This window comes from Veillonella sp. DNF00869, from assembly GCF_001553345.1.
Taxonomy (GTDB): domain Bacteria; phylum Bacillota; class Negativicutes; order Veillonellales; family Veillonellaceae; genus F0422.
The window spans coordinates 446,822-471,938 of record NZ_KQ960771.1 but is presented as its reverse complement, the minus strand read 5'-3'; the positions used below and the strand labels follow the sequence as shown (position 1 = coordinate 471,938).

Annotated in this window: 24 protein-coding genes; 22 read left to right on the top strand and 2 right to left on the bottom strand. The window is 39.4% G+C overall.

Annotated elements, in window-relative coordinates:
* From HMPREF3032_RS06460 to HMPREF3032_RS06450, 3 genes are all read left to right on the top strand, one after another.
* The gene (locus tag HMPREF3032_RS06460) at positions 1 to 2,130 is read left to right on the top strand and encodes a heavy metal translocating P-type ATPase (protein WP_009372170.1); all 2,130 of its coding nucleotides are present in this window, start codon (positions 1 to 3) and stop codon (positions 2,128 to 2,130) included.
* Between the two features lie 429 nt (positions 2,131 to 2,559).
* Entirely contained in the window at positions 2,560 to 2,955 is a 396-nt protein-coding gene (locus HMPREF3032_RS06455; RefSeq protein ID WP_009372228.1) for a hypothetical protein, read from the top strand.
* Between the two features lies 1 nt (position 2,956).
* Positions 2,957 to 3,811 carry a hypothetical protein gene (locus HMPREF3032_RS06450; protein ID WP_062403215.1) on the top strand — a complete coding sequence of 285 codons (855 nt, stop codon included), beginning with the start codon at positions 2,957 to 2,959 and terminating at the stop codon, positions 3,809 to 3,811.
* Between the two features lie 329 nt (positions 3,812 to 4,140).
* On the opposite strand, the gene HMPREF3032_RS06445 is transcribed toward HMPREF3032_RS06450, so the two are convergent.
* Complete coding sequence (locus HMPREF3032_RS06445; RefSeq protein WP_062403211.1) at positions 4,141 to 5,313, bottom strand: class I SAM-dependent methyltransferase; 1,173 nt, start codon at positions 5,311 to 5,313, stop codon at positions 4,141 to 4,143.
* A gap of 561 nt (positions 5,314 to 5,874) precedes the next feature.
* Here HMPREF3032_RS06445 and waaF point away from each other — a divergent pair.
* From waaF to HMPREF3032_RS06355, 18 genes are all read left to right on the top strand, one after another.
* Positions 5,875 to 6,894, top strand: coding sequence for a lipopolysaccharide heptosyltransferase II (waaF, locus tag HMPREF3032_RS06440; protein ID WP_062403208.1), 1,020 nt, complete (start codon positions 5,875 to 5,877; stop codon positions 6,892 to 6,894).
* Positions 6,894 to 7,937 carry a glycosyltransferase family 9 protein gene (locus HMPREF3032_RS06435; RefSeq protein ID WP_082717822.1) on the top strand — a complete coding sequence of 348 codons (1,044 nt, stop codon included), beginning with the start codon at positions 6,894 to 6,896 and terminating at the stop codon, positions 7,935 to 7,937. The genes waaF and HMPREF3032_RS06435 overlap by 1 nt, the downstream gene beginning before the upstream one ends.
* A 2-nt stretch (positions 7,938 to 7,939) precedes the next feature.
* Positions 7,940 to 8,851 (top strand): 3'-5' exonuclease, encoded by a 912-nt coding sequence (locus HMPREF3032_RS06430; protein WP_062403201.1) that lies wholly within the window; start codon positions 7,940 to 7,942, stop codon positions 8,849 to 8,851.
* Between the two features lie 31 nt (positions 8,852 to 8,882).
* Complete coding sequence (locus tag HMPREF3032_RS06425) at positions 8,883 to 10,268, top strand: aminopeptidase (protein ID WP_062403198.1); 1,386 nt, start codon at positions 8,883 to 8,885, stop codon at positions 10,266 to 10,268.
* 4 nt (positions 10,269 to 10,272) lie between these two features.
* Complete coding sequence (locus HMPREF3032_RS06420) at positions 10,273 to 10,647, top strand: hypothetical protein (protein ID WP_062403195.1); 375 nt, start codon at positions 10,273 to 10,275, stop codon at positions 10,645 to 10,647.
* Positions 10,648 to 10,666: 19 nt separating this feature from the next.
* Positions 10,667 to 11,035, top strand: coding sequence for an arsenate reductase family protein (locus tag HMPREF3032_RS06415; RefSeq protein WP_009372193.1), 369 nt, complete (start codon positions 10,667 to 10,669; stop codon positions 11,033 to 11,035).
* Between the two features lie 107 nt (positions 11,036 to 11,142).
* On the top strand, positions 11,143 to 11,601 hold the full coding sequence (gene rimP, locus HMPREF3032_RS06410) for a ribosome maturation factor RimP (RefSeq protein WP_009372209.1): 459 nt from the start codon (positions 11,143 to 11,145) through the stop codon (positions 11,599 to 11,601).
* A 12-nt stretch (positions 11,602 to 11,613) separates the two neighbouring features.
* The gene (nusA, locus tag HMPREF3032_RS06405; protein ID WP_009372179.1) at positions 11,614 to 12,711 is read left to right on the top strand and encodes a transcription termination factor NusA; all 1,098 of its coding nucleotides are present in this window, start codon (positions 11,614 to 11,616) and stop codon (positions 12,709 to 12,711) included.
* A gap of 1 nt (position 12,712) precedes the next feature.
* Positions 12,713 to 12,979 carry an RNase P modulator RnpM gene (rnpM, locus tag HMPREF3032_RS06400; protein ID WP_038145077.1) on the top strand — a complete coding sequence of 89 codons (267 nt, stop codon included), beginning with the start codon at positions 12,713 to 12,715 and terminating at the stop codon, positions 12,977 to 12,979.
* Entirely contained in the window at positions 12,972 to 13,283 is a 312-nt protein-coding gene (locus HMPREF3032_RS06395) for a L7Ae/L30e/S12e/Gadd45 family ribosomal protein (RefSeq protein WP_009372159.1), read from the top strand. Before rnpM ends, HMPREF3032_RS06395 begins: the two co-directional genes overlap by 8 nt.
* A gap of 13 nt (positions 13,284 to 13,296) precedes the next feature.
* Positions 13,297 to 15,963, top strand: a complete 2,667-nt coding sequence (infB, locus tag HMPREF3032_RS06390; RefSeq protein WP_062403191.1) for a translation initiation factor IF-2 — start codon at positions 13,297 to 13,299, stop codon at positions 15,961 to 15,963.
* A gap of 9 nt (positions 15,964 to 15,972) precedes the next feature.
* Positions 15,973 to 16,323 (top strand): 30S ribosome-binding factor RbfA, encoded by a 351-nt coding sequence (gene rbfA / locus HMPREF3032_RS06385; RefSeq protein WP_009372220.1) that lies wholly within the window; start codon positions 15,973 to 15,975, stop codon positions 16,321 to 16,323.
* Positions 16,323 to 17,264, top strand: a complete 942-nt coding sequence (locus HMPREF3032_RS06380; RefSeq protein WP_062403188.1) for a DHH family phosphoesterase — start codon at positions 16,323 to 16,325, stop codon at positions 17,262 to 17,264. The genes rbfA and HMPREF3032_RS06380 overlap by 1 nt, the downstream gene beginning before the upstream one ends.
* Positions 17,264 to 18,163, top strand: coding sequence for a tRNA pseudouridine(55) synthase TruB (gene truB, locus HMPREF3032_RS06375; protein ID WP_062403185.1), 900 nt, complete (start codon positions 17,264 to 17,266; stop codon positions 18,161 to 18,163). Before HMPREF3032_RS06380 ends, truB begins: the two co-directional genes overlap by 1 nt.
* 249 nt (positions 18,164 to 18,412) lie before the next feature.
* Positions 18,413 to 19,354, top strand: a complete 942-nt coding sequence (locus tag HMPREF3032_RS06370) for a bifunctional riboflavin kinase/FAD synthetase (protein WP_062403182.1) — start codon at positions 18,413 to 18,415, stop codon at positions 19,352 to 19,354.
* Between the two features lie 11 nt (positions 19,355 to 19,365).
* Entirely contained in the window at positions 19,366 to 20,133 is a 768-nt protein-coding gene (locus HMPREF3032_RS06365) for a shikimate kinase (RefSeq protein ID WP_062403179.1), read from the top strand.
* Positions 20,130 to 22,277, top strand: coding sequence for an SF1B family DNA helicase RecD2 (locus HMPREF3032_RS06360; RefSeq protein WP_062403176.1), 2,148 nt, complete (start codon positions 20,130 to 20,132; stop codon positions 22,275 to 22,277). Before HMPREF3032_RS06365 ends, HMPREF3032_RS06360 begins: the two co-directional genes overlap by 4 nt.
* Positions 22,277 to 22,930, top strand: a complete 654-nt coding sequence (locus tag HMPREF3032_RS06355) for a ComF family protein (protein ID WP_062403173.1) — start codon at positions 22,277 to 22,279, stop codon at positions 22,928 to 22,930. Before HMPREF3032_RS06360 ends, HMPREF3032_RS06355 begins: the two co-directional genes overlap by 1 nt.
* A gap of 3 nt (positions 22,931 to 22,933) precedes the next feature.
* On the opposite strand, the gene HMPREF3032_RS06350 is transcribed toward HMPREF3032_RS06355, so the two are convergent.
* A complete protein-coding gene (locus tag HMPREF3032_RS06350; RefSeq protein ID WP_062403170.1) occupies positions 22,934 to 23,536 on the bottom strand; it encodes an HD-GYP domain-containing protein in 603 nt (200 codons plus the stop codon).
* Between the two features lie 739 nt (positions 23,537 to 24,275).
* Between HMPREF3032_RS06350 and HMPREF3032_RS06345 the strand changes: the two genes are divergently transcribed.
* Positions 24,276 to 25,091: a basic amino acid ABC transporter substrate-binding protein gene (locus tag HMPREF3032_RS06345; RefSeq protein WP_369813347.1), complete on the top strand. Its 816-nt coding sequence runs from the start codon at positions 24,276 to 24,278 to the stop codon at positions 25,089 to 25,091.
* Positions 25,092 to 25,117: the final 26 nt, after the last annotated feature.

Genomic DNA, 25,117 nt, shown 5'->3' with positions numbered 1-25,117 from the left:
ATGATGCAATTTAAAATGTTGCAACGCTTGTCCCGTCGTCTTCATGTACGCATTGAGGGACGTAAGTTTAATGACGCACAGGCTCAATTTATCGAAGATACATTGATGGCCTGTGAAGCCATTACCAAAGCGAACTTCTACACTCGTTCTGGGGACATCATCATCAAGCATACTGGTGATGAAAGTGCGGTGAAAGCTGCTTTATTCGGACTTAACGATTTGGATTTAGCCAATGCACCAGCATTGCATGAACTTTCACCTCGCCTTGTCAACAAGCGTTACAAAGAAGAAATGATCGATAAAACATTGCTTTATATCGGTAAAAAAATCGTGTTACCAGCACCTATTGCAGCAGCATGGTCTTGGTTCGATGGTATCAAGTTCATCGGTACAGCTATCAAAACATTGTGGAAACGCAAATTGACCGTAGAAGTATTAGATGGCGTAGCTATCGGTGCCGCATTATTGCAAAAAGATTACTCCACAGCGGGCGCTGTGATGTACTTATTAGGCATCGGCGAAATCTTGGAAGAATGGACATTACGTAAATCCGTGCTTAACCTTGCGGAAAGCATGTCTTTGAACGTAGACAAAGTTTGGGTTCTAGTAGATGGCGTAGAAGTGAGCAAACCAATTGGTGACGTACAAGTAGGCGATATCGTAGTAGTTCGTCAAGGTGAAGTAGTGCCATTGGACGGCCAAGTTGTAGACGGTGTTGTTCTTGTGAACGAAAGCTCCATGACTGGGGAACCTGAACCAGTTCGTCGTGATGCAGGTACTTCTGTGTATGCAGGTACTGTTGTAGAAGAAGGTCAATGTTCCTTTGAAGTACGCACTACATGTAAACACACTCGTTTCGAACAAATCGTAAACTTGATTGAAGAATCTGAACAAATGAAATCTGGTATGGAACAAAAAGCATACCGTATGGCAGATAAATTGGTACCGGTGAGTTTCTTAGGTGCTTTTGCTACTTTTGCTTTAACTCGCAATTTGATGAAAGCCTTATCTTTCGTTATGGTAGATTTCTCCTGCGCATTGAAATTGTCCATTCCATTGGCAGTGTTATCCGCTATGCAAGAAGCAAGTAACCGTGGTATCACTGTTAAAGGTGGTAAATTCTTGGAACGCATTGCAGAAGCAGATATGATCGTTTTCGATAAAACAGGTACCTTAACAAAAGCAGAACCTGTATTCCAAGAAATCATTCCTTTTAATGGTAATGATGCAGATGATATGTTGACATTAGCAGCTTGCTTGGAAGAGCATTTCCCTCATTCCATGGCGAAAGCAGTAGTGACAGCGGCGCAAGATCATCATTTACCACATAAAGAAATGCATTCCAAAGTAGAATATGTTGTGGCACATGGCATTGCATCCAAAGTGGGTAACCGCAAAGTGCGTATCGGTAGCCATCACTTCATTTTTGAAGATGAAAAAACAACAATTCCAGCTGGAGAAGAAGCTAAATTTGAAAATCTTCCAGAAGGTTGTTCCTATCTATACTTAGCGATTTCTAACGTCCTATCTGCGGTTATTTGTATTAAAGACCCAGTGCGTGAAGAAGCGAAAACTGTTATCCGCGAACTTCATGAGTTAGGTGTGAAGAAAATCGTTATGATGACTGGCGATAGCCGTAAAAATGCAGAACGCGTTGCAGCGGAAATTGGTATTGACGAAGTTCACGCAGAAGTTATGCCAACTGACAAAGCTGATTACGTGCGTAAAGCAAAAGAAGAAGGCTACACAGTGATGATGGTAGGGGACGGTATCAACGATTCCTTGGCGTTATCTGAAGCACATGTAGGGATTGGTATGAATGAAGGTGCACCAATTGCACAAAAAATTGCCAATGTCACAGTGTCCAGTGATAACTTGACTGCTATTGTTGACTTACGTCGTATTTCCATGAAATTAATGGATCGTATTAAAATTAACTATAACTCCATCGTAGGAGTGAATGGTGGTCTTGTAGGATTGGGCGTGTTAGGTGTAATGCCTCCTAGCTCCACTGCATGGATTCACAACTTGTTCACACTAGGTGTGGGTATGTATAGCATGACTCCATTATTGGAAAAACCTAAAACAACAAACGATGACTGCATCGAAGTAGAAGCAGTTGTAGCATAACATATTTATAAAGGCTCTCGTCTTTGACGAGAGCCTAAAATATGGTATACTATAGTTGTAACAACAAGAAGAACCCGATGTGTGTTTGGCGTTAGGTTCATCTTAGAATCAAGCAAAATATGATGACCCTAACGTGTGCAGCGCTAGGGTCGTTATATTACTAACTACTAATTATTTTAGTAACTGTAATACGGCAACTACTAAGGTAAGAAAAGCAATGATTAATTGGATCTTTTCATAATTACGCGTAGTATCACCACCTTTCGGTGATGAACCTAACTCACATCGAGTTCTTATAATTAGTATATTATAATTAGCATCCGTAAGGATGCTTTTTTGTTTGTAAAATTGAAATGCATATGTATTTATAAGATGGCCGATGTTTGTTATACTATAGGAAGAGATAATTTGTTGTAGAAAGGAAATTATATGTCAACCATACAAGATGTAGTGCAACGCACGATGTATATGAGTATATTTTTTATATTAATTCCTCTAGGAGCCTATACGATTCATACGGGGATGAGCGCCATGGTGGCAGGGGTGAGCTATGGAGTATTATCCCTGTTCATTCCTATCTTTTACTTGTGTTCTAGTGAAAGTGGATTTGGTCCTAAGGCTCGCAGAATACCGATTTGTGTATACGTATTAGCTTGGGCATTAGTGCAAGGTGGTACATTCTTGGTGTTCAACAATTTAGACTTATCTTGGTTGTGGAACTTATCGACTATCGGTCGTGATGTGGTGTTTGCCATCATCATGTATTGCCAAGTGACCTTGTCCTTAGTATTGGCATTAGCAGGTGGAAAGAATACAGAGGTGTAATATGAGAAGTTATATAAAATTTTATAGTTGGTCCATGCTCTGGATTATTCCGCTAAGCTTAGTATTTAGCTTAGGGCAGTTCGACACATCTAGCATTATTATGTTTGTCATTGCCTCCTTGGGTATTCCTTTGGGTCTGAAAGCGGTGCCAAGACTGGCAGGACAATTTGACTTTCACTTAGGGAAAGGGCATTATACATATTCTTGGCTTTGGTGGAATCTATTCTTTTTCTTTGGCAATGGTGTGTTGCCGTTTACCTTACCAAAAGAGCCAATCTATTTGTTGCTAGTTTGGGTATTGACCATGTTAGTTGTGGTGGCACTCATGATCGGTACGGCGAAACTATTAGATTGTTGGATGGCACGTAAAGAACGTCATTACTTTATCGATACAGTATTGAATATTTCTACCTATGCGTTGCCATTGCCGATGCTATTTTTAGGGGATGTGATGTACCTCAATCTAGAGGATCCTATCATCCAAGCCTCTTTAGATGCACAGGGCTTTGCGGGATTAATCGCAAGCCTATACATCGGTGTCGTGCTCATGATGCTTACCACTATCGGTAGTATGGTATTATATTTATATCCACGGCGCACAGCATTGTGGCCTCGTGTTACTGCTATCGTAGTCATGGCAGTATGGTGGGTGGCAACCAATGCACATATCCTATTCGGTGGATATATTCCAGATATTGTGAAAGTCTGGGCAGGGAAAGCATTGCCAGCTTTCACAGGTAGCCCATTAGTATATATTACACCGTCCATATTTGAAATCTGCGCCATTGCTTTAAGTGTTGCTATTGGATTGGGGATAGAGAAACTGTGGTTGTCTAAAACAGTTATATCTAGCTAATATGGGCTATTACATAATAGAGCTCAATAAAATAGAGGAAAGTTAATCAAAAGTATCAACTTTCCTCTATTTTATGTTTTTATAAGCAAAAGCAATAGTATATTTTACTCTAACTTCCGAATAATAAGTGACCTGTGTGAAAGTTCAATTAGGTTTATTCAGGAACTGAAAATAGGGATATTGATTTAGTCATGCGATCGATGTCAGGGTTGGCATAGATTATTTCCATAGAATGGCTCTTTTTGCACAATAAAGGGCTGTCACTCATATGTAGTAAATCCTACACATACAGTGACAGCCCTATCGTATTAAATGCTACAATATATGACTTAGTACCAGCGTGTTAATGGTAGTTCATTGTTAATGCATTTTGTCATCAGAATTTGATGCAAATCCATGTTACCAATATAGAAACCAGCGGCACAACCACATAGATATAAATCCCACATGCGTACAAATTCAGTGCCCCGTACTTTTTCTACTTGGTCACGAACTCCTTGGAAATTATTGTACCAATGCATCAATGTTTTGTAATAGTGAAAGCGTAAATTTTCCACATCCAGAACATTCATATCATATTCGTAGGCAAGACCAATGATTTCTCTTAGGGAAGGCAAGGATCCACCAGGGAAGATGTATTTACGAATCCATGCACTGGTTTCCTTTTCTGCAGGATCACTAATATAATGAAGTAAAAATAAACCTCCTTCTTTTAGCATAGCTGAGGCATCTTCCATGTATATAGGTAAATTAGGGCGACCTACATGTTCTAACATGCCTACACTTACCATACGATCGAACTGACGACCAGAGGCGGCTACATCGCGATAATCTATTAGATCAATTTCCACTTGACCCTCAAGACCAAACTGTTTAATTCGTTCTTGGCCTTTTTTCCATTGCTCTTCTGATAATGTACAGCCATAGCCTTTGACTCCATATGTTAGGGCCGCTTCAATGAGAAGGAACCCCCAGCCGCAACCAATATCAAGGAGTGTCATGCCTTCTTGTAAGTGTAATTTATCAAGAATGTGATGTACTTTTTGATATTGTGCATCTTTAAGACTGTCATTTTCCTTTTTGAAATAGGCACAAGAATAACTCATAGTTTCATCGAGCCATAAACTATAGAAATCATTCCCTAAATCATAATGAGATGAAACTTGCTGTTTTTGATCTTTCTTTCTAAGCCCCATATTAAAGAGGGAACTAAGTACTTTTTTGTTAATAGAGTCTTTGTTAACATGACCTAATACGACGCAAAGAGCTTTGAATAAATCCCCTTCAATTTCTATATCTTTGCGCATGTAAGCTTCACCAAGTGCCAATTCGGCGGATACTAATATATCTTTTTTAGGGATATCTTTATTGACAATAATTGTAAACTCTGGATCTCCTTCGCCGATGGTATATTCTTTATCTCCAACTTTTACAACAAAGCAATGATCGTTGAATCGTTCCAAATAGTGTACTAAAAAAGTATCAAAAAGTTTAGAAAACATAAGTAAGTCCTTTCTTGCCTTTATACATAATATACAGTATATGCATCATTTAGACGTGCATTTAAAACATTCGTCTAATCATACACGACACGGTTTGTAAATTAACATAGCAAATATAGATAATATTAAAAAGAAAAGTCCTTGGATTATGGGGATTTCTGGTATACCATATATATTTGATATGAATAGGTAAACCCAATGAAGACATTATATACCTTTTATACAGAAAATACATTATATACATAAATGAATCAATTTGGATAATATATATGTGTATTGTATTATAAAGTTTGTGTCATATGTGATATAATAATCGATTACTAAATTTTTAATAATATTTTACTAAAGCTTTATTAAATCCTGTTTACAGAAAAGATATCTGTTGAACGGCAGTTGTTACAGGTAGATACTTTAAGCTTAATATATGAGGTGCATATCCTTGAAGTATTGAAATAGATTATGAAAGGATCTAAAGAAAAATAGAAAATAGTGTATCATCTTTGGTTCTATCTTATGGTATACTAATAAAGTATAGATAGTGGTAAGTGAAAGGGCTGGAGTATGAAAGAAGATGTACGAATTTTAATCATTAAAATGAGTTCTCTAGGCGATATTATTCATGCCTTACCAACGCTGTATGCGTTGCGTCAACAATATCCGAAGGCGCATATTGCATGGGCCGTTCATGAACAGTTTAAGGATGTTATCCCTCTCAAACCTTGGGTGGATGAAATTATCATCATAGATAAGAAACAATTAAAGCGACTTTCCTATTGGAAACAATTATGGAAGTTACTACATGAAAAAAACTTTGATATTTCCTTAGATTTACAATCTATTGCGAAAAGTGCCATTGTGGCTGGTCTTAGTGGTGCGAAGAAACGCTATGCTTATTGGGAACTTCGTGAGGGGAGTTGGCTTGTGAATACAGCGCTAGTAGGTGACCATAAAATGGATCACGTTATCGAGCGCTATTTAGATACGGCTCGTGCCTTGGGCTGTGATGTAGATGACATCGCATTCCCATTGCCGACTTTCACAGAGGCAGAAACTGCGGTGACACAGAAGTTAAATGCTAGAGGGGCTTTCATTGAAAATCCTTATATTGTCATGGCTCCAGGGGCGCGTTGGGCAGTGAAAGAGTGGCCTATTTCTCATTTCGTAGACCTTGGAAAACGATTGGTGGCAGCAGGTGAGACGGTGGTGCTCATTGGTGCTAAAGAGGATGTGGACAAAGGTCGTGCCATTGTGGACGGCGTCGGCAGTAACAATGTGGTAAATCTCATTGGTGATACGAACTTGAAAGAACTCATTGAGGTCATTCGTCACAGTGCTTTGTACATCAGTGCCGATACGGGGCCTTTGCATATTGCTAATGCTTTAAAAGTACCATTGATTGCTTTGTTTGGGACTACTTGCCCAGAACGGACAGGTCCTTATGGAGGCGATCATATTCATATTATTGTTTCACCTACATCACGGGCGACCTTAGAGAGACCATTGGTGGAAGATTTGGAATGTATGGCACAGATTACTGTGGACACTGTATTTGATACAGTGAAAGAAATGAGGAATTTATGATAGAGTTAGATGGAAAGCGGATAGTGGTAACCTTCTTGATGCATTTAGGCGATGTGGTGCTGACCACACCGTTTATCCATGCTCTTAGAAAGTTGGCACCTCACAGCCATATTACATATGTGATTGATAAAAAATTGGCAGATGTATATCGTCATAATCCTTATATTGATGCTCTAGTAGAAGTGGATAAAAAGGGCGTCCATAATAGCATTGGCGGGCTGAATCAAATTGCCAAAGAGATTCGCAGTCAAGGGGCTGTGGATGTTGTGATCAACTTGCATCCTAATGAACGGACGTCCTATTTAGCTTGGAAATTGAAAGCTAAGGTAACTACTGGGATGAGTCACTTTTTGTTCCGTCCGTTTATGACGAAGGTAACGCGATTGAACCGTAAAACGGTGCATGCTGCCCAGATGTATATGAATGTGCTAGAGCAGTTAGGATATGCGATAGAACATGAAGGGCTAGAAATCTTTACTAGTCCTGAGTGGGATGAAAAGGTGCAAGCATTTTATGCCTCTCACGGAGTGACGGAAACGGATTGCCTCATTGGGTTCAATATTGGTAGTGCTGTACCAGAAAAGCGTTGGCCCAAGGAACGATTTGCTCATATTGCAGACACCTTAGCAAAAGAAGGATATAAAATAGTATTCTTTGGTGGACCTATGGATGAAGAGATGGTACAGGATGTACTAGATACGATGACGGAACCTGCCATTAAGGGAACGGGGCAATTTAGCATTGGAGAATTGGCCTCAGCCATGAAACGATGTGATTGTTTGGTCACAAATGACTCAGGTCCTATGCATGTAGGAGTGAGCCAAGGGGTACCGATTGTAGCGCTCTATGGACCATCGAATCCAGCCTTGTATGGGCCTTTTACAGAGAAGGCTGTAGTCTTAGAATCTATGGAAGATTACGATGTGAATAAAAACATGAAACAGGTTTTAAAAGAGGGCAACTACAAAGGTTTGTCTGTTATTTCTGAGGAATCTGTATTAGCAGGCATACGGACGATGTTAGAGAGAAAGGGTATGAAGTAAGGATGCACTATATTGTATTTGACTTGGAATGGAACCAGCCCTATACATTAGAACCGAATATGATACGGCGCTCAGGATTTCCATTCATTGGTGAAATTATACAAATAGGTGCCGTAAAACTAGATGAAAGTCTGCAAATTGTAGACCAATTTGAAGTATTTATTACTCCTAAATTTCTACCTATTATGCATCATTCTGTGGAGAAGTTAACCCATATTACTATGGATAAATTGCGTAAAGAAGGGGTATCTTTCCGACGTGGGTGTGAAAAGTTTTTACGTTTTGTTGGCCCCGATGGTATATTGGTGTCTTGGGGGCCCGATGATATCAACATGCTGATGGATAATGCATTTTGCCATAAGGTTCATGTACATCAAGAAGTACCTTGGTTTGATGCACAATCTTTATATGCAAAAATGATGCACGATTGTAGTCAACAATATGCATTGCAAAAAGCGATGGATGAGATGCAAGTGCAAGCGCCGAATTTGCAAGCCCATAATGGACTGCATGATGCTATTTGTACAGCCATGGTATGCCAACGATTTCCATTTTTAGAAGCCTTACAAAAGAAGCGAGATAAACAAGGAAAACAACGGTGTTTTTATGGGCTTTCACGGCATGAACATAAAATATTTGAGTCCATTGTGACCATGCCTCGTATATTCCGGCAAAGCAATCGGGCGAAAACTGCATGTCCTGTTTGTAAGGAGCCTTTGCATTTAGACCCTATCGTGGGAGTAGTAAAACACCGCTTTTTATCGATGGGATCTTGCAAGGAACATGGCACCTTTGGGGTCCACTGGTATGTAGGAAAATCTATTAGCAAGCATTTAGGAAAACGCTATTATGTTTCCAAAATGGTCACCAATGCACCTAAAGGATTGCGTGAATTATATGCGCGTAAAAAATAAATATTAAAATTTGAAAAGAAAGGAGCTAAGTATGGAACGTAGAAATGCTTGGCATGAATATACAGAAGAACAATTACAAGAGATTGATACTTTAACCACGAAGTATCGCCATTTTCTAGATCATGGTAAAACAGAGCGTGAATGTGTAGACCAAATCGTGGAGGCAGCAGAAGCAGCGGGATATCGCAATATGGACAGTGTTATCAAAGAAGGTGCTACGCTGAAAGCAGGAGATAAGGTCTATTATGTGCACATGAAAAAAGCGGTAGCTATGGTGAACATAGGTACAGAGCCGATTGAACAGGGGATGAATATCTTAGGTGCTCATATTGATTCTCCTCGGTTAGATGTGAAGCAAAATCCATTCTATGTGGATAGTGATTTAGCACTATTAGATACACATTATTATGGGGGCATCAAAAAATACCAATGGGTGACAATGCCGCTAGCTATCCATGGGGTAGTGGTAAAACGCGATGGTACTGTCATCAATCTTGCCATCGGTGAAAACCCAACAGACCCAGTATTTTGCGTAACAGACTTATTGCCACATTTGGGACAGGAACAAATGGAGAAAAAGGCAGCCAAAGTGGTAGAAGGAGAGCAATTGGATCTTCTTATTGGTAGCCGTCCTGTGAAAGGGGAATTAAAAGATGGTGTGAAAGCCTATGTATTGCAAGTACTACAAGAACAATATGATTTTGAAGAAGAAGATTTCTTATCCGCAGAACTTGAAATTGTACCAGCTGGTGCAGCGAGAGAGTTAGGTTTCGACCGTTCTATGATCATCGGTTATGGACAAGATGACCGTGTATGTGCTTATACATCCTTAGTAGCGATGTTAGAAACTGAGAATGTGAGCCGAACTACCTGTACTTTATTGGTAGATAAAGAAGAGATTGGTTCTGTTGGTGCAACAGGTATGCAATCTCGTTTCTTTGAGAACTTCATGGCAGAAGTATTGGAAGCCATGGGTCATACCTCACCATTAGCAGTACGACGAACTTTATCCAATAGCCATATGTTATCTTCCGATGTAAGTGCTGGTTTTGATCCACTCTATGCGAGTGCCTTTGAAAAGAAAAATGCTGCTTTCTTAGGTCGTGGCGTGGTATTTAATAAATTTACCGGTTCTCGTGGTAAAAGTGGCTCCAATGATGCTAATGCAGAATACATGGCTCGTATTCGCCATTTGATGGATCAAGATAATATTTCCTACCAAACAGCTGAATTAGGCCGTGTAGATCTTGGCGGTGGCGGTACGATTGCCTATATTATGGCTCTGTATGGTATGGATGTGATCGACTGCGGCGTGGCTGTGCTCAGCATGCACTCTCCTTGGGAGGTGACGAGCAAAGCCGATATTTACGAAGCAAAACGTTGTTATTTAGCGTTCTTAGCGGCGAAAGGGGAATAATCCTATGACAACACATGGTGAAATGGAACGTGTGAAAGTAGATATTTTTAGTATGACTAAAGATGAAGCAGCGCAATTTATCGAGGATAAGGCATACTTTATGATGACTTTGCGTAAATTGATGTATGAATATTGCCCTATTGTAAAAGTAGAGCGATTTGATCCTGCGGAAGGTGAAAGTATTTCGGGGTACTTGACGGAAGATCTAGAACAAGCACAAACTCCAGTCTTATCTGTGGTGTTAGATCCTTTTGAAGTTTCTGCTATGAAAGTGGCAGAAGAACGAGGTAAATTAAAAGAGTATGTCTTTGCGGCTAGCGAAATGACAGAAGTTTTATTACAGGTATTAAAAGAAAAATTTTCTAATGGTGAAATATAGTAATTGGGGGAACATAGAAATGTTATATATTGAATATCCAAAATGTACGACTTGCAAACGAGCAAAAAAATATTTAGATGATCATGGTATTCACTATACCCATCGTGATATTAAAGAAGAAAACCCAACAGCAGAAGAATTAGGTGTATGGTATCCAAAAAGCAAGAAAGCAGATATTAAAGCCTTCTTTAATACATCTGGTCAAATTTATCGTGGAGAAGGTATTAAAGATAAATTACCAACTATGACAGAGGATGAGAAGTTAGCCTTATTAGCAACGAATGGTATGTTGGTGAAACGTCCTATTTTGGTCTTAGAAGATACAGTGCTTGTAGGATTCAAAGAACAAGAATGGGAAGATGCCTTAAAACGTAATGGTTTACTGTAGCTATTTTTAGTTAGTTGTGGTATACTAGAAGTAACTTTTATAGAATCTATTAAAAGAGTGAGCTGCGGCTCACTCTTTCTCTTATACTAATGCAGGGAGGGGATAAGATGAAACGTGACGCCGTAGAGGAATTTGTGTCCGAAGTAGTAGAAACGATTATAGAGTCTACGGAGTTAGAGCTTGTAGATGTGGAGTACGTGCATGAGCGGGAATGGTACTTGCGTGTATTTTTAGACAAAGAAGGTGGCATCGACTTAGATGACTGCCAAATGGTGAGTGAAAAATTAAGCGAAGTATTGGATGCAAAAGACCCAATCAAAGAAAATTATTTGTTAGAAGTATCTTCTCCAGGATTGGATCGAGTGTTGAAAAAAGAAAAAGATTTCATTCGCTACCATGGACGTGATGTGGATATCCAATTGTTTAAACCTATTGATGGTAAAAAGCAATACACAGGATCTTTGCAAGGCTATTCTGATGAAGTCATCACGATTCAGGTGCAAGAAGAACGTATTGATCTAGAACGTGCAGCTATTGCACAAATTCGTTTACATTTAGATTTTTAAGGGAGGAAACCAGTGAGTCAAGAATTAGTACAAGCGGTATTAGCAGTTACTAAACAAAAAGGGGTGGCACCAGAGATTATTTTTGATTCTCTTGAAGTGGCATTATTACAAGCCTATCGTAAAGAGGTGGGAGCAAATCAAGAGGCATATATTTATTTCAATCGTGAAACAGGTGATTATAAAGTGTTGGCTAAGAAAACAGTAGTGGACACGCCTGAAAATGAAGAAGTAGAAATTGCGTTAGTAGATGCTCGTCAATTGGATAAACGTATGGAAATCGGCGATATTATCGAAGTGGATGTAACGCCAAAAAACTTCGGTCGTAGTGCAGCCCATACGGCAAAACAATTGCTGATTCAACGCTTGAAAGAAGCAGAACGCAACATTGTCTATGATGAATATTCCAGCCGTGAAGGCGATATTTTGACTGGTTTGGTGGAACGTATTGAGGGTCGAAATGTATTCATTAATCTAGGAAAAACTGAGGCGATTTTACCTGTATCTGAACAAATTCCTAGTGAAAGCTATGCTGTGGGAGATCGTATTAAATGCTACATTGTGGAAGTGAAAAAGACCACTAAAGGTCCTCAAATCATGATTTCCCGTACACATCCTGGTTTATTAAAACGCTTGTTTGAATTAGAAGTGCCAGAAATTGCAGAAGGTACAGTGGAATTAAAATCAGTAGCTCGTGAACCAGGTATGCGTTCTAAAATTGCTGTTGTATCTCGCGAGGAAGAAGTGGATGCAGTAGGCGCGTGTGTTGGTCCTAAAGGACAACGTGTACAAAATATCGTGGATGAGCTAAATGGCGAAAAAATAGATATTGTGAAATGGGATGAAGATCCAGCGGTATATATTGCCAATGCCTTAAGTCCAGCAAAAGTGGTAAGCGTAGTAGCTCGTGATGAAGAAAAAACATCTTCTGTTGTGGTGCCAGATTACCAACTTTCACTGGCTATCGGTAAAGCAGGTCAAAATGCCCGTTTAGCGGCGAAATTAACAAACTGGAAAATTGATATTAAAAGTGAAACACAAGCCGCTGAAGCCGGTGAATATGTGGAATCTGATGATATGATTTCCTTGGATGCTTTTGGAGATGAAGACTAATATGAAACAGAAGTCTCAGCCTATGCGAGTATGTGTGGGATGTGGAGAACTTCTTCCCAAGAAAGAGTTAACACGTGTTGTGTTGAGTCCAACGGGAGAGATTTCTATTGACCCCACAGGTAAAGCCCCTGGACGGGGAGCATATATGGAAATGAAAGTAGAATGCCTAGACATGGCGTATAAAGCCAAACGATTAGAGCGTTCGCTAAAACATAAAGTTTCACAAGAAATTTATGAATCTTTAAAGGAACAAATATCCCATGAATAAAGAAAAAGTGTTGAATATATTAGGATTAGCACAGCGAGCAGGTCGCTTATTATCAGGCGATTTTGTAGTGGAACGGTCCATGAAGCGGCAAGCCTATCCACTGTTGATTATGGCGGAAGATTGTGCGCAGAATAATGCTAAAAAATATATGCACTTAGCCGAGTCTCATCAGGTGCCCCTTCGTTTAGTAGGGACCAAAGAGGAACTAGGTAGAGCATTGGGAAAAGAAATGCGAGCAGTTATATTAGTAAATGATGCTGGATTTGCTAAATCCTTGCTAGCTGAAATAGATAAGAATCAGTAGAGGGGGAATGTAGATGTCCAAAAAAAGAGTATATGAAGTAGCAAAAGACCTAGGTGTAGAAAATAAAGTAGTGATTGATGCTTTAAAAAAGCACAATGTAGAAGTGAAAAGCCATATGAGTACAGTGGAGGATTCACAAGTATCTATGATTAAACAATCGTTAGCTGGTGGCGCTAAACAAGCACAAAGTGAAGCGCCAAAAGCAACTCAACAAGCACCGCAAAAGAAAGTACACGAATACCGTCGCAATGAAGATGGCGAAAGACGTGGACCTAAACAAGATAGAAATAATCGCAATGATCGTAACGATCGTGGAGACCGTAATGACCGTGGTGAAAAGCGTGACCGCCCATTCAATCGTGATGGTAAAAATAATGGTCAACGAGATCATCGCAATGATAGAAATGACCGTGGAGACAATCGTTCTAACCAACGAAATGGTCAAAGCCGTGATGGTCGTCGTCCAGAAGGTCGCAATGATCAACGTCAAGACAATCGTAATGGTGGTAATCGTCCTAACAACGGTGGCAGATTCGACCGCAATAATGACCGCAATCATGATCGCAACAACAATCGTAGTAACGATCGTAATAATGATCGTAATAATGATCGTCGCAATGATGGACCACGTCGTGAACGCCGCTTAGAGATTCCACAAGTGGATCCAGCTCTTACTGTGAAAACCGAAGGTCGTGATCGTCAAGCGAGCCGTGAAGTGGATCGTCAAAAAGAAAATCGTCGTTTTGAATCTGAACATCGCAATGAAAATCGTAGCGAGCGTCGCAATAAAAAAGATAAAAAAGGTAAAAAAGGCGAACGTACTCAATCCTTAGTATCTTCTGCGTTGCAAAAAAATAAAAATAAGGTTAAGCAACGTAATGAGCAACACATCAAACAAAAAGAAGAAGAACGTCGTAAGGCTGAAGCAGCCATCGCTACGTCTATCGAACTATCTGGGCCATTAACTGTTAAAGAATTGGCTGAAAAAATGGGCCGTGAAGTATCTGAAATCATCAAAAAATTGATGATGTTAGGTGTTATGGCTACCATCAACCAAGAAATTGATGTGGAAACCGCTATGGTATTAGCAGAAGATTTCGGCGTGGAAGTAGTAGAAGTAGAACCTGAACAAGATCCTACAGAAATCATCGAAATCGAGGATAGCCCAGAAAGCTTACAAGCTCGTCCACCAGTTGTTACCATCATGGGTCATGTTGACCATGGTAAAACATCTTTGTTGGATGTGATTCGTTCTACCAATGTAACAGCTTCTGAAGCAGGTGGTATTACGCAGCATATCGGTGCCTACCAAGTTCGCTATGAAGGTAATAAAATTACATTCCTTGATACACCAGGCCATGAAGCTTTCACAGCGATGCGTTTGCGTGGTGCTCAGTCCACGGATATCGCAGTCCTTGTGGTAGCTGCTGATGATGGTGTTATGCCACAAACTATTGAGGCTATCAACCATGCTAAATCTGCAGAGGTGCCAATTATCGTAGCCATCAATAAAATGGATAAACCAGGTGCGAACCCTGACCATGTAAAACAACAACTGTCTGAACATGGTTTGTTGCCAGAAGAATGGGGCGGTGATACCATCATGGTTCCCGTATCTGCTAAACAACGTCAAGGTATTGAAGACCTATTGGAAACTATCTTGTTGGTAGCAGAAGTACAAGAATTGAAGGCGAACCCTAACCGTAAGGCACAAGGTATCGTTATCGAAGCCCAATTGGATAAAGGCCGTGGTCCTGTATGTACAGTGTTGGTACAAAAAGGTTCCTTACGTGTAGGGGAAACGATCCTTGCCGGTGTAGCCTACGGTAAAGTACGTGCTATGACGAATGAACGTGGAGAAAAAGTAAAAGTGGCTCGTCCATCTATGCCTGTGGAAATTTTAGGTTTATCTGATGTGCCACAGGCTGGTGAAGTGATATTCGCTGTAGATGACAACGAAGCTCGTTCCATTGCAGAAAAACGTATTGAAAAACAACGCATTACTGAAATGAATGCGAAAACAAAAGTCACTCTTGATGATTTGTTTAACCAAATGCAACAAGGGGAATTGAAAGACTTAAATATTATTATCAAAGGTGACGTACAAGGTTCTGTAGAAGCATTACGTCAATCCTTAGAGGGCATTAAAAACCCAGAAGTACGCATCAACATTATCCACAGTGCAGTAGGTGCCATCAACGAATCTGATGTGATGTTAGCCTCTGCATCGGGTGCGATTATTATCGGCTTTAACGTGCGTCCAGATGCGAATGTACGTAAAGAAGCAGAAAAAGAAAGTGTTGACCTTCGTACATACCGTGTCATCTACGATGCCATCAATGAAATCGAAGCCGCTATGCGTGGTATGTTAACTCCTGAATTTAAAGAAGTTATCTTAGGCCGTGCAGAAGTTCGTCAAGTAATTTCTACGCCGAAAGCTATCGTTGCGGGTTCCTATGTAACAGAAGGTAAAATCACGAATAACTCTGAAATTCGCTTAATCCGTGATGGTATCGTTATCCATGAAGGGCATATCGATTCCTTACGCCGTTTCAAAGATGAAGTGAAAGAAGTAGCTACCAGCTTTGAGTGTGGTATCTCCTTAGAACGTTACCGTGATGTGAAAGAAGGCGACGTGATCGAAGCGTACAAAATGGAAGAAATTGCCCCAGAAGTATAGGAGGTATCCATGAGTGAAGTTCGTGTACGAAAATTACAAGAGTTTATTAAACAAGAAGCAAGTCAAATCTTATTGCGCGGGTTGAAAGACCCTCGCATTGGATTTGTCACTGTTACCGATGTGCGTGTTACTGGCGATTTGCGAGAAGCTACGATTTATGTAAGCTTATTCGGCAGTGAAGCGGAGAAACAACAGTCCTTAGAGACTTTGCGCAGAAGCGCTGGCTACTTCCGCTCTGAACTAGGAAAGGTGCTTCAATTGCGCCATATTCCTAGCATTGCCTTTGATGCAGATACATCCTTAGATTACAGCATGCACATCGAAGGATTATTAAATTCTATTAAACAAGAGGAACAATAATGGCAAAAATTAGTATTGATCAACTAAAAACATCGATTGATACAGCCCATTCTATTCTTCTTACTGTTCATGTTAGTCCTGATGGAGATGCTATTGGTTCCATGCTCGCTATGTATGAAGCCTTGGTGGCCCAAGGGAAAGCTGTTCGCATGGTAGTAGATGATGTGATTCCTGAAAAGTTTTCTTTTCTTCCTCTATGCTCTAAGATTGAGCCTATTGAAAGTTTAGAAAGCGGTTATACATCGGATATGCTACTCATTTTGGACGCTAGCACATTTGAACGAATTGGAGAAGTAGGTGTACGAGTGAGTGCACCTACTTTTAATATAGACCATCATATTTCTAATACAGAATTTGCAGACGGCTTATATTTACGTCCTGATTTTTCTTCTACTGGAGAAACCGTGGCGTACCTATGTAAGATATGGAATTGGGAAATCACTCAATCGATGGGACAAGCTTTGTACATGGCTATGGGTACAGATACAGGGTTCTTTAAATTCTCTAATACAACAGCACATACGATGGAGATGGCAGGTCTATGTTTACAAGCAGGAGCGCAACCACATGTGATTTCTGAAGCTATAGAAATGGTAGAACCAGGGCGTATCGAGGTGATGAAACAAGTCTTAGATAATGTGTCCTTTCACCATGAAGGACAAGTGGTATCCATGTGCTTGACATTACCGCTGATGGAGCGCATTGGGGATGATACCGATGGATTTGTGGACATGATTCGAAATATCAAAGGTGTGGATGTAGCTATCGTTTTAAAAGCGAAAACAGAGACGGTAACTCGTGCTAGCATTCGCAGTAAAGTGCGAGATGCAAACCAAATTGCTAGTAACTTTGGCGGTGGTGGGCATATTCGAGCAGCTGGCTGCTCTATCGAAAGTCCTATCCACGAAGCATTAGAACAAATCTTAGCGGTGATTGATTAATGGATGGTGTTATTTCTTTGATCAAGCCACCAGGTATCACGAGCCATGATGCGATCGGTATTTGTCGACGTATTTTGAAAGAGCGCCGTATCGGTCATAGTGGTACCTTGGATCCATTGGCGTATGGAGTGCTACCTATCTTTGTCGGAAAAGCCGCTCGTGCCATCGAGTACACAGAGTCCATCGGGAAAACCTATGTGGCGGAATGCAAATTTGGCGTGGAAACAGATACAGAAGATAGCACAGGGAATATATTACGTACTTTAGATAGTATTGAGGCTCCTAGTTGGGGTGAACTAGAACAAGCAGTGCAGTCCTTCCAAGGTTCGATTGAACAGCGACCATCCAAGTATTCTGCTATCAAAATCAATGGGCAACGTGCTTATGATTTAGCCCGTGCAGGAGTAGAATTTGAACTGCCATCTCGTTTGATTCATATCCATGACATCGAGTTACTAGCCTATGCATTTCCATTCTTTACTATTCGTGTACGGTGTTCTGCGGGCACTTATGTGCGTGCTTTGTTACGGGATATATGTCAGCGATTGGATCTATGTGGTATGATGACACAACTATGCCGTACCGCGGTAGGACAATGCAACATTGAACAGTCTGTGACCATCGAAGAACTAGAAACACTGGTGGAACAAGCTGTACAGCCAGTAGATACTTTGTTAACGCACTTGCCAGCGGTGTATATCAATGATATTAATCGAACACGCTTGGTGCAAGGGAAACAAGTTCCAATTCATACAGTCAAACCGAATGGAACTTTCTGTGTGTCGCCAGATGAAATCCCAGTAGATACATTAGTGAGAGCCTATGATGCGAATGGGTTTATGAGTATCTTGCGACGATTGGATGACACTTTAAAAGTAGAGAAAAATATATACATATGATGTAAGTATAAAAATGGTCAGGAACCTTATGGGAACCTGACCATTTTCTTGTGTATACTATTTGATAGAAAAGCATCTTATATGGCGTGTATTATACTGAATAGGATATTACAAATTAAACTGTATAGGTGATATTGTATTTCTTTTAGAGAAATACATGTATACACTTTCTATAGTCTTCGGTTGTGTTATAATAAAGAGTAAACGAAATAAAAGTTCTATTTCATATTTCAAAAGATAAGGATCAATATGAATATTTTATATACGATATCAGAGTTAGATACGATACAGGAGCCCATTGTATATGGAATGGGAACCTTTGATGGACTGCATTTAGGTCATCAATCAATCATTAAGGAAGTCTGTGACAGCGCTAAGGCATGTCATGGAGTTTCTGTGATTGTTACCTTCGATGCTCATCCATTTACTATATTACAACCGCGACAAATTCCACCTCGTTTGTTACAACGAGAAGAACGATATGATATGTTAAAGGCTATGGGTGTTGATTATATATTGGAGCTTCCTATGACTCAAGAATTAGTAGCGCAGTCAGGAGAAGATTTTATTCATGATTTATGTGCCCATCGCGATGTACTGAAAATAGTGGTAGGTGCAAACTTTAATTTTGGATATAAAGGGTTAGGTAATTCTCAGTTAATTCGTCAGTTATATCCGTCTATTGAAGTCCATGATCAAGAATTGGTACGTTATGATTGGATTGATGCCCCTATATCGAGCACTGCCATACGTAGTAGTATTTTACGTGGTGATATTGAATTAGCTAATACCATGCTAGGTAGACCTTACCGATTTACGGGCACAGTAGTAAAAGGGGATCAACGGGGGCGCACTTTGGGGTTTCCTACATTAAACTTTCATTTCCCAGATACTATGGCAGCGCCAGCTGATGGTGTGTATGTAAACCAAGTATATATTGGTGGCAAATGGTATGGTGCAGTAGGTAATATGGGAGATAATCCAACTTTTACGAATCAATATCATCGTTTTGAAACCCATTTATTTGATTTTTCTGATGATGTATACGGAGAAGTGGCTACGGTAGAATTTCTTGCTTTTATCCGAGGAGAAGTAAAGTTTGATTCCCTGCAAGCCCTTATCGATCAAATGGAAGATGATAAGACCTTTGCATTAAAGCATTTACATAGTACTATCTATAAAAAATTCTAAGGAGTATATCTATGAAATTACAAGAAAATCGCCAAAAAATTGATGCTATTAATAAAGAAATGATTCGCCTCTTTGAAGAACGTTTGAGTATTGTGGTAGATATTGCAAAATATAAAGAAGAGCATCAGATGAAAATTCATGATGTACAAAGAGAGCAAGAAATCCTTGCATCGGCTGTACAAGCATTGGAAAACCCTGAATTAGCGGATTATGCAAAAGAGTTTATGAATGAGGTAATTCGTATTTCTAAAGAGTATGAAAAGAACCATGTTCATCAACATATTTTCTTAATTGGTATGCCTGGAGCAGGTAAAACAACGATTGGTAAAGCCTTAGCACAGGCATTAGGCTTAGAGTTCTTTGATGTGGATACAGAAATCCAAGAGCGTACAGGAAAATCTATTCAAAATATTATTATTCATGATGGAGAAGAAGAATTCCACCAATTAGAACTTAATGTAATTCAAGATTTGGTGAGCAAAAAAAATGCCAGTGTCATTGCTACAGGTGGTGGTACGGTATTGTGTGATGCCACAGCTGAACTGATGCGTGAATCTGGTTATGTGGTATTGATTCAACGAGATGTAAAACAAATCCTTGACGATTTAGATATGGAAATTCGTCCATTATTGAAAGAAAGTATTGAATATATTTTCCGCTTATACGAAGAGCGTCAACCAATTTATGAACGTGTGAGTCACATTAAAATTGAAAATATTAGCAATGTAGCAGATGTGGTACAAGCTGTTATTTCTGCATTGCCCAATGCATCTCTATGATAACGGTATTAGGAACGGTATACCGTGTAATCTATAAGTCCCCTCAAGAAGATTACTGCATATTTATCGTGCGGGATTATCAGGAAGATACTCATACTTGTACAGGAAATATAGCCCCTCCTAAAGTAGGGGAAGAGGTGGAAATTAAAGGTAAGTTTGTAATTCATAAAAGATATGGCAAACAGATTGCTGTCCAAAGCATACAACGTGTGATGCCAGATACCTTAGCAGGTGCTAGACGGTATTTAGAAAGTCTTAGTGTGAAAGGGTTAGGTCCTAAATCATTAGATAAGCTGCTGGACTATTTTGGAATTTCTATTCTAGAGATTCTGAAAAACGAAAATCCTATGGAATTATTAGAAGTCCCCAATATATCCCTTAGAACAAAGCAAGAACTGTATAAGGTTTTGTTAGGTGAAGGGGTCTTGCAGGAAATTAATGATTTTTTTGCTAAATACAATATGAGTAATCGTTGGAGTCGCCAACTTTACGAAGTGTACGGTGCTAAAAGCATAGAAATGCTGCAAGATAATCCTTATTACCTATTGACGGTGGATATAAACTTGCCTTTTTCTGTAGTAGATCATTTTGCAGCAGAATTAGGATTTCCCTTTGATAATCCAAAGCGCATCGATGCAGGGATTCGCTTTACCATGGAGCAGATCGGATCTTCAGGGCATTCTTGTATGCCCGTAGAGGAATTGATGGTACAGTTGTCGAATCTATTAGGTGATGAGTATATCGATGTGATTGTAGACCGTTTAGAAACCTTAATTGAAACAAAGCGCTATGTACAGGTAGATCACGACGATGTACTGTATATCTACCACCCTACTGTGTATCGAGCAGAAGTAGACAGTGTAGATTTCACAGAAGCTTTCCTAGATAATGATGTACTACCTTTATTGGATGGTGATGATTTCTGCAAAAGTTATGAAATTAAGCATTCCATGGAGTTAGGGGTGGAGCAAAAGCAAGCTATTCATATGGCGCTTAGTCATCGATTCTCTATTATCACTGGAGGTCCAGGTACAGGAAAGACCACTATTATCAAAGCCTTAGTAGAAGGATTTCAGCAAGGAAACCTAAAACGTATTGTCCTCTGTGCGCCTACAGGACGAGCTACGAAGCGTTTGTCGGAAGCGACAGGTATGGAGGCTTATACTATTCATCGCTTGCTAGAGCCAGAACTTGATAATACTATTTATACCTTTGCCCGGAATCAAGATGAGCCATTAGAGGTAGATGTAGTTATTGTTGATGAATCATCTATGCTTAATTTAGAGCTATACTATGCCCTGATACAGGCGATTCCACCTAGTGCTTATGTGGTCCTTGTGGGAGATGTGGATCAATTGCCACCTATCGGTGCGGGCTTTATTTTGCGAGATATGTTGACTAGTTCTGTGATACCTTATCAAGGGTTAACGCAGATATATCGTCAACAAGAGGGGAATCGAATCATCGATAATGCCTACGCGATTAATCATGGTGAGATGCCCGATTTATCGAGTTGTGATGAATTTCAATTTGAAAGTGCTCATGATGTGGAAAGTGTCCTATTAGCGGTTACTAATCATTATCGAGAGGAATTACAGTACGTAGAGTCTGACCTAGATATTCAAATCGTTTGTCCTATGCGTAAAGGCGTCATAGGTAGTGCGGCTATTTCTAAATATTTGCAAGAAGAATTGAATCCGAGAAGAAGCGGTGAAGAAGAATTAAAAGTAGATGGTACAGTGTATCGCATTGGAGATAAGATTATTCAAATGGAAAATAATTATGATCAAGATGTGTACAATGGAGAAATTGGTGTAATTACAGATATACTTGGCAAACAGGTACATGTAAAATTTCCAGATAAATCGATGACTCTTGACGAAGAGGATATGATGACGATGGCACTTGCTTATGCAATTACGGTTCATAAAGCACAGGGCAGTGAATATGAACGTATCATTCTACCATTTATTTCTGCCTATAATGTGATGTTACAGCGAAATCTACTCTATACAGCGATTACACGTGCGAAGGATAAGGTGTTACTCATCGGTAGCGAAACAGCCGTAGATACAGCGGTGAATCGAGTAGATACAAATTATCGATATACATTATTTAAAGAACGCTTAGAGGGGGCGATCTAATGAGATTATGGGACCTATTGTGTCCACCTACTTGTATCCATTGTGGTAAAGATGTATATACTCAAGGTGAGTGGTGTGATACATGTTTGCAAGCAGTTATGCATGAACGTTGTATATTAGGTCCGAAACATTCTTCTTTAGAATGTATATATATTCTAGCTGATTATATAGGTGGTATTAAAACCATGCTACATGATATAAAATTTAATGGAAAAAAGGAGCGAGCTCTAGGAGCCGCTCCTTTTTTACAACGTTTTACAGTTACTTGTTTGGATATGCAGTATGTACCAACCATTGTTGTACCTATTCCCATTAGTGAAAGCAAACGGAAACAACGGGGTTATAATCAAGTGGAAGTGCTATTCAAAAATTGGGTTATGCAACAAGGTTGGAATTGGGTAGATTTGTTGTTGAAATTAGATGGATCTAAACCAATGTGGACATTGACAAAGGAAGAACGACGAAAAAATATGAAAGGTCATTTCTTAGTTCGTCCTACTATGGTGGATACTTATGTTGATAAAGACCTTAGTGTATTGCTAGTAGATGACATCTATACTACGGGGGCTACTTTACTAGAAGCAGCGGAGACAATTCATGCTGTCTTACCTAAAGCAAAGATAAAGGCTCTCACTTTAGCAAGTGGAGCCTAATGATTATCCTAATATTTCTATGAATGCTTTCACCACATCTGGATCAAATTGTGTGCCAGAGTGTCTAAATAGTTCTTGTTTGATCTCGCTACGAGGTTGTAGGCTTGTATCTGAAGCTGGGTCGATGGCTGTTACGTAGTAATCAGCAATACCAATAATGCGAGCTCCTAATGGAATATTAGCGCCTCGTAAGTGTTTAGGAAAACCTGTGCCATCCCAACGCTCATGATGGTATTTAATGTAAGGGATGATAGGCTGGCAACATGGATAGTTTTCAATCATGCTAGCCCCAAATACAGGATGTTGCTTGTATTTGGATAATTCCTGACGGTTGAAGTAGGGAAACTTCATCAAGGTAGTGGTAGGTAAGCAAATTAAGCCTAAATCGTGTAAACACGCTGCGTGGCGAATCAATTCGATTTCACCTTTTGGCAACCCCATTTTAGCAGCAATGGCTACAGCATAATTGGCAACCTGTACTGAATGCACATATAAAGTTTGGCTTTTCATCTGAATCATTTGTAAGAGCTGTAAGGTTACTAACTCTAAGGTGCTTTTATCTTGTTCGTAAGCCCCTGATTCTTGAATTAATGATAACATAAACATGCGCAAACCCTTCCTAACAAATAGAAACGGTGTACTCTCTTTTGGAAAACCACCGTTTTTATATTCTTCGTTTACTTAAGTACACACATTATACAATAAAATTCTATTCTTGAATATACCCTGTAGAGTGGACAAAAATGTACTGAAAAGTTCTCATCATTTACATAAAAAGTGAGAATGTGATAAACGTGGGATGGAGTAAAGCTGATGTATATTTGATGAAAAAAAGCAAGTCTTTTTTATAAATGTACTATATAAAAATGATATAAGTAAAATGAAAAATATCATGACAGTTCCTAAGTGACAAAAGTAAAAAATATAGATATAATAAGAGTACATAACGGGTCTGTGGTTGAAAGTCGAGGCCAGTCGCAGGCGAAACGATCCACATAAGCAATGAGAAATTGTGAGCATGGTGCGGCTTAGATGTAAGACCTGCCGACAAAATATGTCGAGAGGGGTAGTAGTGGGGAGCATGGCTTAAGAGCGAACCTTCCAGCAGGCGAGTGTGGGGGCAAAGACCAGGTCAGCCGTATGAAACACAGCAGAAATTGTTCTGCTGTGTATTTTTTTATGCTTTTTTGGTATATCAGTTTCTATATATTGCGTATACAATTTAACAAATATAACAGGAATTAATAAAAATACAAAATATATGTAAATTTATGTTGACTAAATATTCATGTAGATGTATAATTAGTGCATAAGATATACATAAGATATTTAGTAAAGGAGACCAATTATGAAAGCAAATGTAAAAAAATTAATATGTACGGGCTTATTAGCTTTAGGTGTAGTAGCACTACTAGGGGGATGTGGCTCTCAAGGAGGAGACCAAGTACAAAAAGGAAGTGTCTTGAAGATAGGCACTAATGCAACGTTTGTACCGTTTGAGTTTAAGCAAGAAGGATCCGAAGAATTACAAGGTTTTGACATCGATGTAGCTAAAGAAATTGCGAAACGGACGGGTAAAACTATTGAATTTAAAAATGTTCCTTTTGATGCACTAGTACCAGCTTTAGATAATGGCGAAATTGATTTAGCAGCATCGGGGATGACCATTACAAAAGCACGGATGGAAAAAGTTGGTTTCAGTATGCCTTATTATGAATCTGGTATGGCTGTGGTTGTCAAGGAAAGTAGCGTTATTAAAAGTTTAGATGATTTGACAGGAAAAACGATTGCCGTACAAATGGGTACTACAGGGGCAGACTTAGCAAACAAAATCAATGGAGCTATAGTAAAAAACTTTGACCATACTAGCGATGCTTTATTAGAATTACAAAATGGTGGTGTAGAAGGGGCCTTAATTGATTTGCCAGTGGCTCAGTATTACGTAGCCAAACATAGTGATCAACACTTAACGATTATCGCTTATCCAAATACGAAAGAATACTTTGGTTTAGCTATGAATAAAAAGAATAAAGACCTAGTAGATAGTGTAAATAAAGCATTGACAGAGATGAAGCAAGATGGTACTTTAAATAAGATATACCAAACATGGTTTAAAACTGACATGCCTAAGGATATTCCCGTGACATACGAAGGAAAATAATGTACTATATAAGGAGGCTTTGTGCC

Coding starts and splice junctions, on each gene's coding strand:
- truB (WP_062403185.1), top strand. CDS start 17,264: ATGGATGGTGTTATTTCTTTGATCAAGCCACCAGGTATCACGAGCCAT.
- HMPREF3032_RS06395 (WP_009372159.1), top strand. CDS start 12,972: ATGAATAAAGAAAAAGTGTTGAATATATTAGGATTAGCACAGCGAGCA.
- HMPREF3032_RS06450 (WP_062403215.1), top strand. CDS start 2,957: ATGAGAAGTTATATAAAATTTTATAGTTGGTCCATGCTCTGGATTATT.
- HMPREF3032_RS06350 (WP_062403170.1), bottom strand. CDS start 23,536: ATGTTTATGTTATCATTAATTCAAGAATCAGGGGCTTACGAACAAGAT.
- HMPREF3032_RS06360 (WP_062403176.1), top strand. CDS start 20,130: ATGATAACGGTATTAGGAACGGTATACCGTGTAATCTATAAGTCCCCT.
- HMPREF3032_RS06365 (WP_062403179.1), top strand. CDS start 19,366: ATGAAATTACAAGAAAATCGCCAAAAAATTGATGCTATTAATAAAGAA.
- waaF (WP_062403208.1), top strand. CDS start 5,875: ATGAAAGAAGATGTACGAATTTTAATCATTAAAATGAGTTCTCTAGGC.
- rbfA (WP_009372220.1), top strand. CDS start 15,973: ATGAGTGAAGTTCGTGTACGAAAATTACAAGAGTTTATTAAACAAGAA.
- HMPREF3032_RS06355 (WP_062403173.1), top strand. CDS start 22,277: ATGAGATTATGGGACCTATTGTGTCCACCTACTTGTATCCATTGTGGT.
- rimP (WP_009372209.1), top strand. CDS start 11,143: ATGAAACGTGACGCCGTAGAGGAATTTGTGTCCGAAGTAGTAGAAACG.
- HMPREF3032_RS06455 (WP_009372228.1), top strand. CDS start 2,560: ATGTCAACCATACAAGATGTAGTGCAACGCACGATGTATATGAGTATA.
- HMPREF3032_RS06425 (WP_062403198.1), top strand. CDS start 8,883: ATGGAACGTAGAAATGCTTGGCATGAATATACAGAAGAACAATTACAA.
- rnpM (WP_038145077.1), top strand. CDS start 12,713: ATGAAACAGAAGTCTCAGCCTATGCGAGTATGTGTGGGATGTGGAGAA.
- HMPREF3032_RS06415 (WP_009372193.1), top strand. CDS start 10,667: ATGTTATATATTGAATATCCAAAATGTACGACTTGCAAACGAGCAAAA.
- HMPREF3032_RS06430 (WP_062403201.1), top strand. CDS start 7,940: ATGCACTATATTGTATTTGACTTGGAATGGAACCAGCCCTATACATTA.
- HMPREF3032_RS06460 (WP_009372170.1), top strand. CDS start 1: ATGATGCAATTTAAAATGTTGCAACGCTTGTCCCGTCGTCTTCATGTA.
- HMPREF3032_RS06445 (WP_062403211.1), bottom strand. CDS start 5,313: ATGTTTTCTAAACTTTTTGATACTTTTTTAGTACACTATTTGGAACGA.
- HMPREF3032_RS06370 (WP_062403182.1), top strand. CDS start 18,413: ATGAATATTTTATATACGATATCAGAGTTAGATACGATACAGGAGCCC.
- HMPREF3032_RS06380 (WP_062403188.1), top strand. CDS start 16,323: ATGGCAAAAATTAGTATTGATCAACTAAAAACATCGATTGATACAGCC.
- infB (WP_062403191.1), top strand. CDS start 13,297: ATGTCCAAAAAAAGAGTATATGAAGTAGCAAAAGACCTAGGTGTAGAA.
- HMPREF3032_RS06420 (WP_062403195.1), top strand. CDS start 10,273: ATGACAACACATGGTGAAATGGAACGTGTGAAAGTAGATATTTTTAGT.